Source organism: Mycobacterium sp. UM_11, from assembly GCF_001414075.1.
GTDB lineage: Bacteria > Actinomycetota > Actinomycetes > Mycobacteriales > Mycobacteriaceae > Mycobacterium.
This window is the reverse complement of sequence record NZ_LATC01000034.1, coordinates 30,806-46,614: the sequence shown is the minus strand read 5'-3', so window position 1 is coordinate 46,614 and position 15,809 is coordinate 30,806. Positions and strand designations below refer to the sequence as shown.

18 protein-coding genes and 1 tRNA gene are annotated in these 15,809 nt (G+C 68.9%); 14 read left to right on the top strand and 5 right to left on the bottom strand.

What is annotated here, in order from left to right:
• Positions 1-88: 88 nt before the first annotated feature.
• The 6 genes from WU80_RS11300 to WU80_RS11275 all read left to right on the top strand — a co-directional run bounded on the left by WU80_RS11300 (position 89) and on the right by WU80_RS11275 (position 5,598).
• Positions 89-997 carry a UTP--glucose-1-phosphate uridylyltransferase gene (locus WU80_RS11300; RefSeq protein ID WP_055402608.1) on the top strand — a complete coding sequence of 303 codons (909 nt, stop codon included), beginning with the start codon at positions 89-91 and terminating at the stop codon, positions 995-997.
• A 51-nt stretch (positions 998-1,048) separates the two neighbouring features.
• Complete coding sequence (gene glp, locus WU80_RS11295) at positions 1,049-2,338, top strand: gephyrin-like molybdotransferase Glp (protein WP_055402609.1); 1,290 nt, start codon at positions 1,049-1,051, stop codon at positions 2,336-2,338.
• A 21-nt stretch (positions 2,339-2,359) separates the two neighbouring features.
• The gene (locus WU80_RS11290) at positions 2,360-3,013 is read left to right on the top strand and encodes a GNAT family N-acetyltransferase (protein WP_197281203.1); all 654 of its coding nucleotides are present in this window, start codon (positions 2,360-2,362) and stop codon (positions 3,011-3,013) included.
• 162 nt (positions 3,014-3,175) lie between these two features.
• The gene (glpR, locus tag WU80_RS11285) at positions 3,176-4,198 is read left to right on the top strand and encodes a gephyrin-like molybdotransferase receptor GlpR (RefSeq protein ID WP_055402611.1); all 1,023 of its coding nucleotides are present in this window, start codon (positions 3,176-3,178) and stop codon (positions 4,196-4,198) included.
• A 51-nt stretch (positions 4,199-4,249) separates the two neighbouring features.
• Positions 4,250-4,322, top strand: a tRNA-Ala gene (locus WU80_RS11280).
• 691 nt (positions 4,323-5,013) lie between these two features.
• Positions 5,014-5,598, top strand: coding sequence for a hypothetical protein (locus WU80_RS11275; protein ID WP_055402613.1), 585 nt, complete (start codon positions 5,014-5,016; stop codon positions 5,596-5,598).
• On the opposite strand, the gene usfY is transcribed toward WU80_RS11275, so the two are convergent.
• The 3 genes from usfY to WU80_RS11260 form a co-directional block, all read right to left on the bottom strand.
• Positions 5,599-5,958 (bottom strand): protein UsfY, encoded by a 360-nt coding sequence (gene usfY / locus WU80_RS11270; protein WP_231633803.1) that lies wholly within the window; start codon positions 5,956-5,958, stop codon positions 5,599-5,601.
• Positions 5,959-6,258: 300 nt separating this feature from the next.
• A complete protein-coding gene (locus WU80_RS11265; RefSeq protein WP_055402614.1) occupies positions 6,259-7,083 on the bottom strand; it encodes a hypothetical protein in 825 nt (274 codons plus the stop codon).
• Positions 7,080-7,667 carry a TetR/AcrR family transcriptional regulator gene (locus WU80_RS11260; RefSeq protein WP_055402616.1) on the bottom strand — a complete coding sequence of 196 codons (588 nt, stop codon included), beginning with the start codon at positions 7,665-7,667 and terminating at the stop codon, positions 7,080-7,082. Before WU80_RS11260 ends, WU80_RS11265 begins: the two co-directional genes overlap by 4 nt.
• Positions 7,668-7,838: 171 nt before the next feature.
• Between WU80_RS11260 and WU80_RS11255 the strand changes: the two genes are divergently transcribed.
• Together WU80_RS11255 and WU80_RS11250 are read left to right on the top strand one after the other, a co-directional pair.
• Complete coding sequence (locus WU80_RS11255; protein WP_055402618.1) at positions 7,839-8,984, top strand: peptidase M42; 1,146 nt, start codon at positions 7,839-7,841, stop codon at positions 8,982-8,984.
• Between the two features lie 85 nt (positions 8,985-9,069).
• Positions 9,070-9,321, top strand: coding sequence for a hypothetical protein (locus tag WU80_RS11250; RefSeq protein WP_055402620.1), 252 nt, complete (start codon positions 9,070-9,072; stop codon positions 9,319-9,321).
• Between the two features lie 5 nt (positions 9,322-9,326).
• On the opposite strand, the gene WU80_RS11245 is transcribed toward WU80_RS11250, so the two are convergent.
• A complete protein-coding gene (locus WU80_RS11245; RefSeq protein WP_055402622.1) occupies positions 9,327-10,067 on the bottom strand; it encodes a class I SAM-dependent methyltransferase in 741 nt (246 codons plus the stop codon).
• Positions 10,068-10,236: 169 nt separating this feature from the next.
• On the opposite strand from WU80_RS11245, the gene WU80_RS11240 reads away from it, so the two are divergent.
• The 3 genes from WU80_RS11240 to WU80_RS11230 are packed head-to-tail and all read left to right on the top strand — an operon-like array spanning position 10,237 to position 12,442.
• Complete coding sequence (locus WU80_RS11240) at positions 10,237-11,268, top strand: GHMP kinase (protein WP_055402624.1); 1,032 nt, start codon at positions 10,237-10,239, stop codon at positions 11,266-11,268.
• On the top strand, positions 11,256-11,873 hold the full coding sequence (locus WU80_RS11235; protein WP_197281201.1) for an SIS domain-containing protein: 618 nt from the start codon (positions 11,256-11,258) through the stop codon (positions 11,871-11,873). The genes WU80_RS11240 and WU80_RS11235 overlap by 13 nt, the downstream gene beginning before the upstream one ends.
• Positions 11,874-11,887: 14 nt before the next feature.
• On the top strand, positions 11,888-12,442 hold the full coding sequence (locus WU80_RS11230) for an HAD-IIIA family hydrolase (RefSeq protein ID WP_055402628.1): 555 nt from the start codon (positions 11,888-11,890) through the stop codon (positions 12,440-12,442).
• Here WU80_RS11230 and WU80_RS11225 read toward each other — a convergent pair.
• Complete coding sequence (locus WU80_RS11225) at positions 12,429-13,223, bottom strand: WecB/TagA/CpsF family glycosyltransferase (RefSeq protein WP_231633802.1); 795 nt, start codon at positions 13,221-13,223, stop codon at positions 12,429-12,431. The two genes, WU80_RS11230 and WU80_RS11225, sit on opposite strands and share 14 nt — an antisense overlap.
• 261 nt (positions 13,224-13,484) lie before the next feature.
• On the opposite strand from WU80_RS11225, the gene WU80_RS11220 reads away from it, so the two are divergent.
• From WU80_RS11220 to WU80_RS11210, 3 genes are read left to right on the top strand one after another with little or no spacing between them, the layout of a single operon-like run.
• Positions 13,485-14,435: a GNAT family N-acetyltransferase gene (locus WU80_RS11220; RefSeq protein WP_055402677.1), complete on the top strand. Its 951-nt coding sequence runs from the start codon at positions 13,485-13,487 to the stop codon at positions 14,433-14,435.
• The gene (locus WU80_RS11215) at positions 14,432-15,124 is read left to right on the top strand and encodes a DUF5642 family protein (RefSeq protein ID WP_055402629.1); all 693 of its coding nucleotides are present in this window, start codon (positions 14,432-14,434) and stop codon (positions 15,122-15,124) included. Before WU80_RS11220 ends, WU80_RS11215 begins: the two co-directional genes overlap by 4 nt.
• 28 nt (positions 15,125-15,152) lie before the next feature.
• Positions 15,153-15,806 carry a DUF5642 family protein gene (locus tag WU80_RS11210; RefSeq protein ID WP_055402632.1) on the top strand — a complete coding sequence of 218 codons (654 nt, stop codon included), beginning with the start codon at positions 15,153-15,155 and terminating at the stop codon, positions 15,804-15,806.
• The last annotated feature ends 3 nt before the right edge of the window (positions 15,807-15,809 follow it).

Here is a 15,809-nt window from a genome sequence, read left to right as displayed (position 1 = left end):
GGAGATGTGTATAAGAGACAGATTGCAGCCCCGTCTTTGCCCGCGCCACATCGACTCGGCAAACGGCGTTCGGGTTATCGTGTGAACAATGTCAAGCCCAAACGTGGTGGTCCCACACACGGCGATTGTGCCCGCTGCCGGTCTTGGTACCCGCTTCCTGCCCGCGACGAAAACGGTGCCCAAGGAGCTGCTGCCGGTCGTGGACACGCCCGGCATCGAGCTGGTCGCCGCCGAGGCGGCCGAGGCGGGCGCCGACCGGCTGGTGATCATCACCTCCGAGGGCAAGGACGGCGTGGTCGCGCACTTCGTCGAGGACCTGGTGCTCGAGGGCACGCTGGAGGCCCGCGGCAAGAAGGCGATGCTCGACAAGGTGCGCCGGGCGCCGCAGCTGATCAAGGTCGAGTCCGTGGTTCAGGCCGAGCCGCTCGGGCTGGGGCACGCCATCAGTTGCGTCGAGCCCACGTTGACGCTCGACGACGACGCCGTGATGGTCCTGCTGCCCGACGACCTGGTGCTGCCGACCGGCGTCCTGGAGACGATGTCAAAGGTGCGCGCGGACTACGGCGGCTCGGTGCTGTGCGCCATCGAGGTGGCGCCCGAAGAGATCAGCGCCTACGGCGTTTTCGATGTCGAGCCGGTGCCCGGCGCCGACCCCGACGTGCTGAAGGTCAACGGTATGGTCGAGAAGCCCAAGCGCGAGGACGCCCCGTCGTTGTTCGCCGCGGCGGGCCGCTACGTGCTCGACCGGGCGATCTTCGACGCGCTGCGCCGCGTCGAGCATGGGGTGGGCGGCGAAGTGCAGCTCACCGACGCGATCGCGTTGCTGATTTCCGAGGGCCACCCGGTGCATGTCGTCGTGCATCGCGGATCTCGACACGACTTGGGAAATCCCGGCGGCTACCTCAAGGCTGCGGTTGACTTTGCATTGGATCGTGACGACTACGGCCCGGATTTGCGGCGATGGTTGGTGGCGCGGTTGGGCCTGGCCGAGAAGTAGCCGGCCGATACCCGGCCAAGCGGGCGCCCGTAGACGGCAGAGAGGCGCGCTGTGCGTTCTGTTGAGGAGCAGCAGGCCCGGATAACGGCCGCCGCGGTGGCTCCGCGGCCCATCAAGGTGGCCATCGCCGAGGCGCAGGGCCTGATGTGCGCCGAGGAAGTCGTCACCGAGCGCCCGATGCCCGGCTTCGATCAGGCCGCCATCGACGGGTACGCGGTGCGCAGCGTCGACGTGCTCGGCGTTGGGGAAGTGGGTGCCGAGAGCCTCGGCGAGCCGCCCGGCACCGAAATCGACGAAGACCGGCGTGAGGGCCTGGTGCTGCCGGTGATGGGCACCATCGAGGCCGGGGCGCGCACGCCCAGCCGGCTGCAGCCCCGCCAGGCCGCCCGCGTGCACACGGGCGCCCCGCTGCCGACGCTGGCCGACGCCGTGATCCCGTTGCGCTGGACCGACGGCGGCAGCACCCGGGTGCGGATCCTGCGGGGGGCGCCGTCGGGGGCGTACGTGCGCCGCACCGGCGACGACGTGCAGCCGGGCGACGTCGCGGTGCGCGCGGGCACGGTCATCGGGGCCGCCCAGGTCGGCCTGCTGGCGGCGGTCGGCCGCGAACGGGTGCTGGTTCATCCGCGGCCGCGGGTGGCGGTGCTGGCCGTCGGTGGCGAACTGGTCGACATCTCGCGCACCCCGGGCAACGGCCAGGTCTACGACGTCAACTCCTACGCCTTGGCGGCCGCGGCCCGGGATGCCGGCGCGGAGGTCAACCGCATCGGCATCGTCAGCAACGACGCCCGGGAATTCCGCGAGACCGTCGAGGGCCAGATCAACCGCGCCGAGGTTCTGGTGATCGCCGGCGGGGTCGGGGGCGCGGCGGCCGAGGCGGTGCGGTCGGTGCTGTCCGAGCTCGGGGAGATGGAAGTCGTTCGCGTCGCCATGCATCCGGGGTCCGTGCAGGGGTTCGGGCAGCTCGGTCGCGAAGGCGTCCCGACGTTCCTGCTGCCCGCGAACCCGGTCAGCGCCCTGGTGGTCTTCGAGGTGATGGTGCGGCCGCTGATCCGCCTGTCGCTGGGCAAGCGCCAGCCGATGCGCCGAATTGTCCAGGCGCGCACACTCTCACCGATCACCTCGGTCGCCGGGCGGAAGGGCTACCTGCGCGGCCAGCTGATGCGCGACCAGGAGACCGGGGAGTACCTGGTGCAGGCGCTGGGCGGGGCCCCCGGCGCGTCCTCGCACCTGCTGGCCACCCTCGCCGAGGCGAACTGCCTCGTGGTGGTGCCCAGCGGCGCCGAACAGATACGCACCGGCGAGATCGTCGACGTCGCCTTCCTGGCTCAGCGCGGTTAAGTGCAACGACTCCGCACGCTCGTGAACCTGTTGCGCACCAACGCCCGTCATCCGGGGTGGCCGCTGGACGTGGGGCCGCTGCGCGTTCCGGCCGGCGTCGTCCGGTTGCGCGCCGTGCGGATGCGCGACGGCGCCCAATGGAGCCGCATCCGGTTGGCCGACCGCGCGCACCTCGAGCCGTGGGAGCCCAGCGCCGAGACCGATTGGACGAGCCGGCACACGGTCGCGGCGTGGCCTGCGCTGTGTTCCGGTCTGCGCGCCGAGGCCCGCGCCGGCCGCATGCTGCCCTACGTCATCGAACTGGACGGCCAGTTCTGCGGCCAGTTGACCATCGGCAACGTCACCCATGGGGCGCTGCGGTCGGCCTGGATCGGTTACTGGGTGCCGCGGTCGGCGACCGGCGGCGGGGTGGCCACGGCCGCGCTGGCCCTGGGCCTGGACCACTGCTTCGGCCCGGTGATGCTGCACCGCGTCGAGGCCACCGTGCGGCCCGAGAACGCCGCCAGCCGGGCCGTGCTGGCGAAGGTGGGCTTCCGCCAAGAGGGGTTGTTGCAGCGCTACCTCGAGGTGGACAAGGCCTGGCGGGACCACCTGTTGATGGCCATCACGGCCGAAGAGGTGTCCGGATCGGTGGCATCGACCCTGGTTCGGGGCGGGCACGCCAGCTGGGCATGACCGCGCCGCCCCAGCAAGCGGGCCTATCTGTGGCTATCGCGACACGAGTGACTCGTGGTGCTTGTGAGAGCCAAATTACAGGTGTGTAATTGTGCTGGTCACTAAGACCCGGCCGCGCTGGCCAAGCCTCGCGGGGATCGGAACCGAAGAGAGCAGGTCGTCATGCCAAGCATCCCGCAGTCACTGTTGTGGATCTCGCTCGTAGTGCTTTGGCTGTTCGTCTTGGTGCCGATGCTCGTCAGCAAACGAGACGCCGTCCGGCGCACCAGTGACGTGGCCCTGGCGACCCGGGTCCTCAACGGGGGTGCGAATTCCCGCCTGCTGAAGCGCAATGGCCCCGCCGCCGGTCATCGCAGCGATCCGGACTGGAAGCCGGCGGAAGGGTCGGCGGAAAGCGAGGTCGACCTCGCCGAGGGCGAGGACGAGGACGAAGAGCACGACACCGAGGAGCTACAGGCCGCGCGTCCCGTCGTCATGAAGCTTGCGACGCCCGAGCGCACCGAGCCCGATTACCTCGACGTCGACGTCGTCGAGGATTCGCAGGCGCTGCCGGCCGGCGTCGCCGCGGCGGTCGAGGAGGAACCCGAAGCCGACGAGGACGACGAGGATTCCGACACCGACGTGGTCGCCCAGCACGGCGACGAAGACGACGAGGGCTACGAGTACGTCGAGGACTCCTCCGGTTTGGAGCCGGACGCCGAAGCCGACGACGAGGAGATGCCGGCGCCGATCCCGCGGAACGCCTCGCGCCGTCGCCGGTTCGACGCGAAGACCGCCGCCGCGGTGAGCGCGCGCAAGTACAAGTTTCGCAAGCGTGTGCTGATGGTCATGGCCGTCGTCCTGGTCGGCACGGCCACGGCCGCGTTCAAGATCTCGCCGACGGCGTGGTGGGCGTGCGGCGCCGCCACCGCCGTGACGCTGCTCTACCTGGCGTACCTGCGCCGCCAGACCCGCATCGAGGAGAAGGTGCGTCGCCGCCGCATGCAGCGGATGGCCCGGGCCCGCATGGGCGTGGAGAACGCCTACGACCGGGACTACGACGTGGTCCCGTCGCGGCTGCGGCGCCCGGGCGCGGTGGTGCTGGAGATCGACGACGAGGACCCGATCTTCGAGCACCTGGACTACGCGATGCCGATGCGCAACTACGGTTGGCCCCGCGACCTGCCGCGCGCCGTCGGCGAGTAGCGCCGGGGTGTTCGGCGGTTCGCGCCGCGGCTGGTAGCCTGCTAGCGATCAGGGGCTATGGCGCAGTTGGTAGCGCGACTCGTTCGCATCGAGTAGGTCAGGGGTTCGAATCCCCTTAGCTCCACCCAGTTTGAGCAGGTCAGGGTTTATGCAGCCGGTGCAGTCAGACGGGGCTTCCGTCGAGTGACCGCGTCTGTCCCAATTACTCGGCGGGGCCGGCAGCCGATGTCGCCGCGAGACCGCCGCCAGCAGCGCCTCCGCACGATGGATGCTATCCGTGGCGCGTCGAATCACGGTGCGTCCAGCTTCCAGCGAGGCCTCGGCTCGTCGCAGCGCCGCTTCTGCTTGCCGGAGGATGCTGCCCCCCTCCTGCACGTTGCCTCCTGCGAGCGGGAGAAACAGGAAACCATCGAATTGCCGACTTCTCGGTCACCTAAACCGCGCCATCGGCGAAGCCTTTGCCTCCCCGGCGGTGACCGGCGGGTAGCCAAGGCGGGGGTCGCTGGGGTTCCCGGCTTGTCCGGGCTGTTGGCCTGGCCGGCCGACCACCTGACTGAGGCGGCCGATTACTGGGAGACGGTCAGCGAGCGCAGTTATGGCGTCGCGCGTGGCGGGGCGTCGGATCTCACTGCGGCCCGCTCGCGTTTGCGTTACGCCGTAGACGGGTGCAGCGCGGGATTCGTTGTCGGTGAAGACCTTTCGGTTCGGGACCGCATGGTTGGCGGCTCGGGCGCGCAGCGGGCCAGCTGCCAGGTGTGCCCGCCGGCGAAAGCGCGCGCACATACCGTTGCCGGAGTGAGGAGAAGCTTCTACCAATGAGTCTTCATCCGGTCAGTCAGCTTTACGAATTCACGCCGGAGGTGCAGCCCGCGTCCTCGCGACGAAATCCACTCGTCTTTGTGGGGGCGTTGGATGAGGCCGAGTTCATCGATATGCGCCTGTCCCCGCAGCGTTCCCGCGTCGGCGTTCTGTGCGCCATTCAATGGTGCCGTGACTTCGCGGGCTCCAATGTGGCCCTTGTCGTGCTGAACGGCGTAGGAAGCGTCAGCTGGTCCAACGACGACCAGTCGCGTCAGCGGCCTTGGCACGCGCAATACGGCGATTGGGGGCCGAAGCGATCCGCCGGCGCGGCGTTTCCGGCATGGAGCGCCGGCAATGACGATTCGTGGGCGCTCGATGCGTCTTCGCCACCCGAGGCAGCCGGCGCGGCACCGGGCTACATGCTGCAATTCGGTCGGTTGTCCGTATCGGGTCTAGCCGCTCGAATTTATGTCGGGCATATCGAGGGATTGGGCGAGGCTCCGCCGGACATGGGGGAGCTTTCCGACGCCGAAATCATCGCGGGATTCCCGCAGTGGTCATCGGTCATGGAAGTCCGCGAGTATTACACGTATCCCTGATTACGCGTTGGAATCGCTGAATTCTCTTACCCGATCGCGGGTCAGCTCCGAGTCGGCGGCGCGCCGGCGCCCAGGCAGCCGGCGTCTGCGACCCACCCGCTCGTCAATGCGGGCCACGCGGCGACGCTCGGCGGCGCACCATAGCGCTCCGGCGAGGGTTCCGATGACGGCGACCAACACCGTCATCGCCAACCATTCGTAATGTCCGTAAGCCGCGACTGCTGCGGTGCTGATCATCCCGGCCACCCCGACGGCCAGTAGGCCGAGGCCTGGCCACAACAGGTTGTCCTTCATCGTCATGCCGGCGTGCAGTTGCGTGGTCCGGAAATGATCGGTCGGATCGTGATGCCTGTCTCCCATCATCCTCTCCCTCGGTCGTCGGACGAGATTGCGGCATGGTGTTACTCGTAGACACGATCGACGCCGCCGCGAGGTTCGGCTGCGTGGCGGAAACTCGGACTTGAGGGGAGGGGCTGAAAGGGGGAAACCTCGCGTAACAACCCTCTTCTTGAGCGGCACGGTCCGGTCTCGGGTTGTTCCTATGGGACTCGGTTCAGCCCCTCCTGCGTCGAGTGTGCCCCGCACAGTGGCCACCGGCTATAGACGGCGCCCCTGAACGTTCACTTCCCGTCGGGATTCTTCGCTTGACGGCTTACGCCGTTACGGGTGTGCGACGAGATACGTTTCGTTGTCCAGCCCGGCGGTGAGTTCCTCGACGTCGAAGGGCCGGTCGAGCCGGGCGCGCAACGCCTTCGGATCGAGCAGCAGGCTGATTTCGACCGTCTGGCGGGCGAACATCCGCCCGATGAGCGGGTAGAGGCGGCGCATGATCACCCGCTCTGGCGCGGTGCATCGGGATGCGCAGTAGCCGACGTGGCCGATCTCGTCGGTGAGGATCTCGCTGTACAGCAGTTCGATTCGCTCGGCGACCTCGGGTTCGTCGGCGAACAGCTCGATGCCGACACGGCGCAATTCGTCGAACATGACGCAGCCAGCCATCTCGCCGGCGCCGACGAACGCGAAGCTCAGCCGTTCGGGAAGGAACACACCGATTTTGACGAACTGCCGCATGACGAATGGCGGAGGGACGACTTGGAACGTCAGGTCGAAGATGTCGAGCGCGTAAGCGAGCAGGCGGGTGTGGTAGTGCTCTTCCAGTTCGAGGTAGACGTTTTCGGGCGGCAGATTCTGATCGCTGTTGCGCCCGTAGGTTTCGCCGAGCCCTACGCCGAACCGCTCCGCCTGGTTCAGCTTGGCGGTCGCCAACAGGAAGAGCATCTTGCGATCCAATCCGGCCTCGGGCCGCCTCCGGCGCAAGTTGCGCAGGAACGTCCGTTGGTCGATCGGGTGGGCCGACCGGACGAGGTTCGCTTGAATTTGACCGAAGAACTGCTCGCGCTTCGCCAATCGTCGGTTGAGGAGATCGGCCTCGCCGTCGCGCCTAGCCAGGAACTCGCGATACCCCTGGATGCTCGTGCTGTTCATCGTTTCTCCATTCCGTTGACACTCGTTGACACGTAACGACTTAACAGCGCAGGGTCGTGTGATCCGATGGCGAGCAGCGCAAAGAGGCCGGTGAGAAAGAACATCGCAAGTTCCGCGGCGTCCGCGTCGGACGGGACTTGTCCCGCATCTTGCGCACGGCCGATCGCGCCCGCCAGGAACTGTGCGATTGGGTGCTGCACCAGCTCTTCTTCAACGGGACGCGACGGCGAGAAATGCAGACCGAGCATGTCGCGGAAAACGGCTGCACCCAAACGATTTTCGGCGTCAAGTATCCGAGATACGACGTCCGACAGGATCGTAGCCAAATCGCCCTCGGCGTCGCCGAGTTCGTCGATGATCCGCCTCTCCTCGTTGCGCTCCAGTTCGGCGAGAACGTGCTCCTTGGTCGGGAAGTGGAAATAGAAGGTCCCCCGCACCACGCCGGCCGCGGCGGCGATCGCGCTCACGTCTGCCGCGGCCAGCCCGCGCTGCCCGATCTCGTCCAGCGCGGCGTCGAACAGGCGCGCCCGGGTTTCCAGGCGCCGAGCCTCCCGTACGCCGGACGGCGCCTGCAGTGACGGCATGGGGGGACCCTACGCCGATTTGCTGACGACCGTCAATGACGGGCGTCAGTCAAATCTGGGAGCGGGTTTCGCCTCGAACGCCTGGAGCTCGCCTACGGGTGGGCCGGCGATTGCCCGCCGCTTGACGCGGGTACTGATCCCTTCGGACGGGCCACGAAACGAAGGGATCGCATGGCGACGCGCGAGGACGACGGCTCCGACCGCCTGTTGCAAGAGCTGCTGTGGGCCTACGGGCCGTGCGGGCAGGAAGCCGAGGTGCGCGCCGTGTGCGCACGCGAGCTGCGGCCCGTCGTCGACGACATGTGGACCGACGACGCGGGCAATCTGATCGGGTACATCGCCGCCACGCTCCCGAGCGACGACGCTGGGCGCGGGTACCGCCATCGGGTGTCCTCGGCGGCCGAACCCGGCGTCGCGACTCGGGTGATGGCGCACATGGACGAGCTGTCCATGCTGGTCAAGCGGGTGGAATCGGACGGCACGCTGCACCTGACCCAGCTCGGGACGATGTACCCCGGCAACTTCGGCCTCGGGCCGGTCGCCGTCCTCGGCGAAAAGGAGACGCTGACCGCGGTGCTCACGCTCGGCTCCGAGCACACCACCCAGGAGAGCCAGCGGATCTGGCAGACCAAGCCCGACCAGGGCGATAAGGCGCTGGACTGGGATCACGTCTACGTCTTCACCGGCCGCAGCACCGACGAGTTGCAGGCCGCGGGCATCCGCCCGGGCACCCGGGTGTGCGTCGACCGCAGCAAGCGGACGCTGGTCGATTTCGGCGAGTACCTGGGCTGCTATTTCCTCGACGACCGCGCCGCGGTGACCGCCCTGCTGCGCGCCGCCCGCCTGCTGCGCGAGCGCGACCAGCGACCGGTCGACGACGTATATCTCGTGTTCAGCACCAACGAGGAGGTCGGCGGGGTGGGGGGCACTTATGCCAGCGGGTCCCTGCCGGGGACGCTCACCCTCGCCCTGGAGGTCGGTCCCACCGAGCAGGAGTACGGCACCACCGTCGGCGGCGGGCCGATCATCGGCTACAGCGACGCGTTGTGCGTCTACGACAAGGACGTCGCCGACCGGTTGATGAGCATCGCCACCGAGCAGGGCCTGTCGCCCCAGGGCGCCGTCCTGGGCGCCTTCGAATCCGACGCGTCGCACTCCAAGGCCAACGGGCTGACGCCGCGCGCGGGCCTGCTGTGCCTGCCGACGTTGAGCACCCACGGCTACGAAGTGATGCGCCGCAGCGCGATCGACGAAATGGCGTCGATCATCGCGGATTTCGTGCGGCAGCCCGGCGCGCATGCGCGCGGCGAAGACTAATACGGTCCCAAAATTTGCCTGAACATTGCCTAAGAGCCGCGTGGCGGGCCCGGGCGCGTCGAAATGCCGGGCCTACGGTCGACGGATGAACGTTGACTACTACCTGCAGAAGGTGCCGGTTGAGTCGGTGCGGCCCGGGTTTTCGCTTGCCGTTGAGGCCGGTGGGGACTATCGCCTGTTTCGGGTCGAATGCACGCAGATGACGCAGCGCAGCGGTCAGCCGGTCAGGTTCACGCTCACGTCCGAGCCCGTCGACGGCGGCGAACCGTGGGTCCTGGACTGCGAGGAGGGCACGCCGGTCGTTCGGGTTATCGGCGTGTGCAAGGCGGCGTCTTAGGCCCGTCAGGCGGGCTTCGCGGCGACGACGAACTGCAGCGCGCGCTGAGTCTGCTGCGCGATGTCGACCAGGCCGGCCGACGAGAACAGGTCGACGAAGGCGTGCCGGTCGAACATCGTGAGCCCGATGACGCCCGCGCCGGCCGTCATCGCCCGGCGCGCCGCGGCCAGGTCCGGGACGTAGCTGGTGAGGATCGCGATCCGCCCCCCGGGCTCGAGCACCCGCACCATTTCGCGCGCCACCCCGAACGGCTCGGGCATCAGATACAGCGCGCCGAAGCAGCACACCGCGTCGAACGTCGCGTCGGCGAACGGCAGCGCCCGGGCGTCGCCCCGGACGTAACAGGTCTGCGGCGTGCTGTTGTCGAGGACGGCGCGGGTCAGCATCGGCTCGGAGATGTCGAAGCCGACGGCCAAGCCGCCATCCGATAACTGCGCGGCCAGCGATCCGGTGAAATTGCCTGGGCCGCAAGCGACGTCGAGCAATCGCCGCGCGTTCGACAGCCGCAGTGCCGACGCCGCGCGGCGCTGTTCGGCGCGGGTGGTGACGCCGCTGGCGGCGTAGAAGGCGGCCGGGCGCCACAGCCGCTCGTAGACCGTCGCGACGAGCGGGCTGTTCATGGCGCGCTGCGCGAACGTCGGTGCCGGAGAACTCGTCGATTCGCCCAACACGTCGAGGAAACCGTGCCGCAGTGCGGCGGCCTCGGTGAGGAGACCGCGGGTCAATTCGACTGCATCCTGGCTCATTTCATCGCTTTCGTGAGGGGTGGGGCGCCTCGGCGCAATCCGCAGGTGAATCCCGATTTTTCCGTCGATCCGACTGCTACGCTAGGGCTCTTCGTCAGAGATCGATGCATTGGGGTTGGCACGTGGCGCACATTTCGCCGACGATCGCGCGCGTCGGCCGGCTGAGCGGATGACGTCTGCAGTGAATCCCCGGCCCCGAATCCGCGCCCGCGCGCCGCTGCGGATTTCGTTCGCGGGGGGCGGGACCGACGTGCCGCCGTTCCCCACCACCGAGGGTGGCTGCGTGCTGTCGGCGACCATCGACCGGTACGCCTACGGCTCGCTGACGCCGCGCACCGATCGCCGGGTGAGTATCGAGTCGGTGGACTTCAAGACCACCCACGAGATGACCCTCGACAGCGAGATCCTTTACGACGGCAGCCTCGACCTGATCAAGGCCGCCGTGCGGCGTTTCGGCCGCGACGGCACCGACGGCTACGACCTGGTGTTGCGGTCGAGCGCGCCGCCGGGTTCGGGGCTGGGCTCGTCCTCGACGATGATGGTCGCGCTCACCGGCCTGCTCGCCGAGCACTACCGGGCGCCGATGGGCGAGTACGAAACCGCCCAGCTGGCCTGCGCCATCGAACGCGAGGACCTCGGTATCGCCGGCGGCATGCAGGACATGTACGCGGCGACGTTCGGCGGATTCAACTTCATCGAGTTCACCGACCGGGTGATCGTCAATCCGCTGCGCGTGCGCGACCAGACCGCCTTCGAGCTCGAGCTCAGCCTGCTGCTGTGCTACACGGGCATCACGCGCGATTCCGGGCGCGTGATCGAGGACCAAACCCGCCGCGCCACAACGGGTGCCGACGACACGCTGGCCGGATTGCGGGCACAGAAGGAACTGGCGGTGGCCATGAAGGCCGCGCTGCTGACGGGCAAGCTCAACGACTTCGGAGCGCTGCTGGGTGAGGCGTGGATCCAGAAGAAACGCATGTCGCCCTACATCACCAACGAGCGCATCGACGAGCTCTACGACCTGGCGCTGCGCAACGGCGCACTCGGCGGCAAGATCACCGGCGCCGGCGGTGGCGGTTACATCCTGCTGTTCTGCGACTTCACCAAGAAGCACCGCCTCATCGAAAGCCTTGAGTCAGCCGGGGCGACCATCACCGAATTCGCTTTCGAGAGCAAGGGATTGACGACATGGCAGGCATGAGTAGCACCGACGTCGTCCCGCCAAGTGTCGAGCTGGTTCAGGAGCGACTGGCGGACACGATCGCGGTCAAGCAACAGATGCTGTCGGGCGCCATCGCGGCGCAGACCGTCGAGATCGCGCGGCTGATGATCGCGTCGCTGCGTTCCGGTGGAAAGGTGATCTTTTTCGGCAACGGCGGATCCGCACAAGACGCAGGCCATTTGGCCGCAGAGTTGATGGGACGCTTCGCATTTGACCGCCCGGGCCTCGCCGCGATCAGCTTGCCGGACGCCACTGCGGCGATGACGGCGATCGGCAACGACTACTCCTACGACGAGGTGTTCGCGCGCCAAGTGCTCGCCGCCGGCCGCGCGGGCGACGTGGTGGTCGGCCTCACCACGTCGGGCAACTCCCCGAATGTCGTCCGCGCGCTGGAGGCGGCCGCCGATGCCGGGATGGCGACCGTGGCGCTCACCGGCGCGCGCGGCGGCAAGGTGGCCGACGTGGCCGAGTTCTGCATCCGGGTCCCCAGCGACAACACGGGACGGGTGCAGGAGGCGTGCCTGCACCTCGGCCACTCGATCTGCGAGATGGTCGAAGCGGCCCTGTTTGCCCGACCCTCCTGAGGCCGTCCCGACCGATGCCCGAATTGCGGAACGTCCGCACCGTCTTCCTGGACCGGGACGGGACCATCAACGTCAAGGCGCCCGACGGCGAGTACATCAGGTCTCCCGACGAGCTGGTCCTGCTGCCCGGCGCGGCGCGGGCGGTGGCCGCCCTGAATGCGGCGGGCCTGCGCACGGTCCTGGTCACCAATCAGCGCTGGCTGTCCGAACCGGCCGCTGACACGGCGCGGTTCGCCGCCGTGCACCAGCGCCTCGAACAGCTGCTGGCCGACGACGGCGCCCGCATCGACGCCGCCTACCACTGCCCGCACGCCGCGGCCAGCTGCGACTGCCGCAAGCCCGAAGCGGGCATGCTGTTGCGCGCGGCGCGCGAGCACGGTTTCGCCCTGACCGAATCGGTGATGATCGGGGACAGCGATGCCGACGTGCAGGCGGGCCGGGCGGCCGGCGCGGCGACCGTCTTGCTGCGCGCCGGCGGTGGCACGGCGGCCGGCGCCGACGTCGTGGTCGACGACCTCGCCGCCGCGGTGCGCCTCATCCTGGGCGCCAGGGAGGCTAGTCCCGCCTAAACCGTTGCGCCGCAGAGCGAACCACCAACGCCAGCGCGAAGGGCAGGTCGTCGCGCAGGTACCTGCGGGCGAGTCGCCGCGGCTCGAGCGCCAGCCGGTGCACCCACTCGAACCCGAACCGCTGCAACACCGGGGACGCCCGCCGAACCACGCCGGCCGTCATCGCGATGCCGCCACCGCAGGCGAGGAACCACGCGTTGGGCAGTTCGGCGCGCAGCAGTTCGATGAGGCGTTCCTGGCGGGGAAAGCCCAGGCCCACGAAGACCAGATCGGGTGCGGCGGCCACGACGGCGGCGACCGCCCCCCGCGTCCCTTCCGCGGTGCTGTCGAAGCCGAATTCCGGCGAGCAGGTGCCGGCGACGCGCAGGTCGGCGGAGCGCGCCACCAGCGCCGCGGCCGCCCGCTCCGGTACCCCCTGCGCGCCGCCGAGGAGGTAGACCGACTTCCCGTCGGCCGCCGCGGCGGCGCTCAGCGGAAGGATCAACGACGAGCCGGCGACGCGCTCGGGCAGCCGGTCTCCCCGGGCCCGCGCCGCCCACACCAGGGGCATGCCGTCGGCGACGACGAGGGACGCCCGGCCGATCAGCTCGGCGAGTTCGGGGCCCTGGGCGGCCGCAAGGGCCACGTCGATGTTCACCGGGACGATCGAGCCGCCGCGGCCGGCGGCCCAGGCCGCGCGCACGATCTCGACGACCTGCCGTTCGGTCAGGGCGTCGAACCAGAGACCGCCCACCTGGACCTTGCGCGGTCCCACGCCCGTCAGCCTGCGGCCTGCGCTCACCCGATCATCATGCCCCGCGGCGTCGCCGACGGATGCCCTCGACGCGCCCTCCTTGCCGCGGCCGGAACCCAACCCATAACCTGGGCAACATCCGACCGCGTCCGGGGGTGTCGGGCCTGGCGCGGTAGACGACGGCAACGCAGGCGGGCAGGTCATGGCACAGCGGCGGTCACCGCGACGCGCAGACCCGGGCCGCGATGGTGTGAGCGGCGGGCTATCGCGGTGGCCTTGACCGGCGCGCGAGCGGACGAGCTGGCGGCGATGGACATCTTCGAGGGATGTCCGACCTCCGATCTGGTGCCGTTGGCCGCCGCGCTGCAACCGCTGCGCGCCACGGCCGGCCAGGTGCTGATGAGGCAGGGCGAGGAGGCCGTCTCGTTCTTGGTCATCTCGTCGGGCATCGTCGAGATCACCCACGTTGGCGACGACGGCGTGGTCATCGTCGAACACGCCTTCCCGGGCATGCTCATCGGGGAGATCGCCCTGCTGCGGCACATCCCGCGCACGGCGACGGTCACCACCGCCGGCCCGCTGACCGGGTGGATCGGCGACAACGACGCCTTCGCCCACATGCTCCACATTCCCGGCGTGATGGAGCGGCTGCTGCGCACGGTGCGCCAGCGTCTGGCCGCGTTCATCACCCCGATCCCGATCCGGGTGCGCGACGGAACACACCTCATGCTGCGGCCGGTGCTGCCCGGCGACAGCGAGCGGACCGTGCACGGGCACATCCAATTCTCCAGCGAGACGTTGTATCGGCGCTTCATGACGCCGCGGCTGCCCACCCCGGCGTTGATGCACTACCTGTCCGAGGTCGACTACGTCGACCACTTCGTCTGGGTGGTGATCGACGGCGACGACCCGGTGGCCGACGCGCGCTTCGTGCGTGACGAAAGCGATCGCAGCGTCGCCGAGATCGCCTTCACCGTCGCGGACGCCTATCAGGGCCGGGGGATCGGCACGTTTCTGGTGAATGCGCTGTCCATCGCGGCGCGGGTCGCCGGGGTCGAAAGATTCTCGGCGCGAATGCTTTCCGACAACCTGCCGATGCGCACGATCATGGACCACTACGGTGCGGTCTGGCAGCGCGAGGACGTCGGCGTCATCACCACCGTCATCGACGTGCCGCACCGGCCCGACCATGGCGTGCGGCGCGACGTGGCCGCCCAGATCGAGCACGTCGCCCGCCAGATGATCGAGGTGGTCGGCTGAGCCCCTTCCGGATCGGCCCGCTGACAACCCCCGCGCTCGCGCTGTTGGTGGCCGCGTGCGCCCACACGCCCGCACCCGCTCCGCCGCCCGGGCCTACGAAATCGCCGGCGCCCAAGGCGGTCAACCCGGCCAACATCAAGCGGTTGGTTCGCGAGCTGCCGCCCGGGTACGAGGCGACCACGGGCATCCCCAGTGGGGCGTCGCCGCGAGTGATCTGGAGCCTGGGCCCCGAGGCGTTGGACAGCGCGACGAGGCCGCCGCAATGCGCAACGCTCGCCGACCCCGGGAATGGACGCGATCAGTCGGCGCAGGGTGTGTCGGGGTCGGGCAGCGGGGGGATCGTCGACGCGGTGGTGGTGGCTTTGCCGGGCCCGGTTGACCTGCCCGGCGACGTCGTCACCGCATGCGAGCAGTGGACCATGACCGCCGGGCGTGCCACGGCAAGCGTGCGCCTCATCGAGGCCCCGCGCATCGATGGCGCCTCGACCGTCGGCATGGTCGCCGACGTCAAGTCGTCCGTCGAGTCGGGCACCGAGATAGATTCGCGCACATACACATACACGGCCTACCTGGGCAACTACTACGCGTTCACCACGCTGACCACCGAGCCGGGTTCGGTGGTGCCCGCGTTGGCACCGCAATTCGCCGCCGACCTGCTCGTCAAAACGGTGTCCACGTTGCGCAGCTGACGCAGCCGCCTTGGGTAGATTGGCCACGATGTTCAAGGAGGCGGTCGCAGTGGCGGCGGTGTGCGTGCTCGCCGGCTGCTCATCCGGGGCGACGACCTCGGCGAAGGTCGACATCAAGAAGGTCGCCGACGTGAAGTCGAGCTTCGGGCCGGACTTCAGGGTCACCGACATCGGTGAGCGCGGGATCGATCCCAAGGTGCTGGCCGGCCACAAGCTCCCGGAGGGGCTCACGTTCGACCCCGCCGGCTGCGCGAAGGCGGCGACCGGCCCGGACATGCCCCCGGACGTGCAGGGCAACATGGCCGCGGTCTCCGCCGAGGGCAAGGGCAACCGGTTCGTCGTCATCGCCATCGAAACGTCAAAAGCATTGCCGTTCAACGACCCTGGGAAGGAATGCGCCAAGATCGCGTTCTCCGGGCCGCAGCTGCGGGGCGGCATGGAGGTGGTCGACGCGCCGCAGATCGACGGGGCTCGCACCATGGGTGTGCACCGCGTGCTGCAGGCGCTGGTGGCGGGCGGGCCCCGCACCGGCGAGCTCTACGACTATTCGGCGCAATTCGGCGAGTACCAGGTGATCGTCACGGCCAATCCCCTGGTGATCCCCGGGCAGCCGGTCGCGCCGGTCGATACGCAACGCGCCCGCGACTTGCTCGTCAACGCGGTGAAGGCGGTCCGCAGCTAGCGC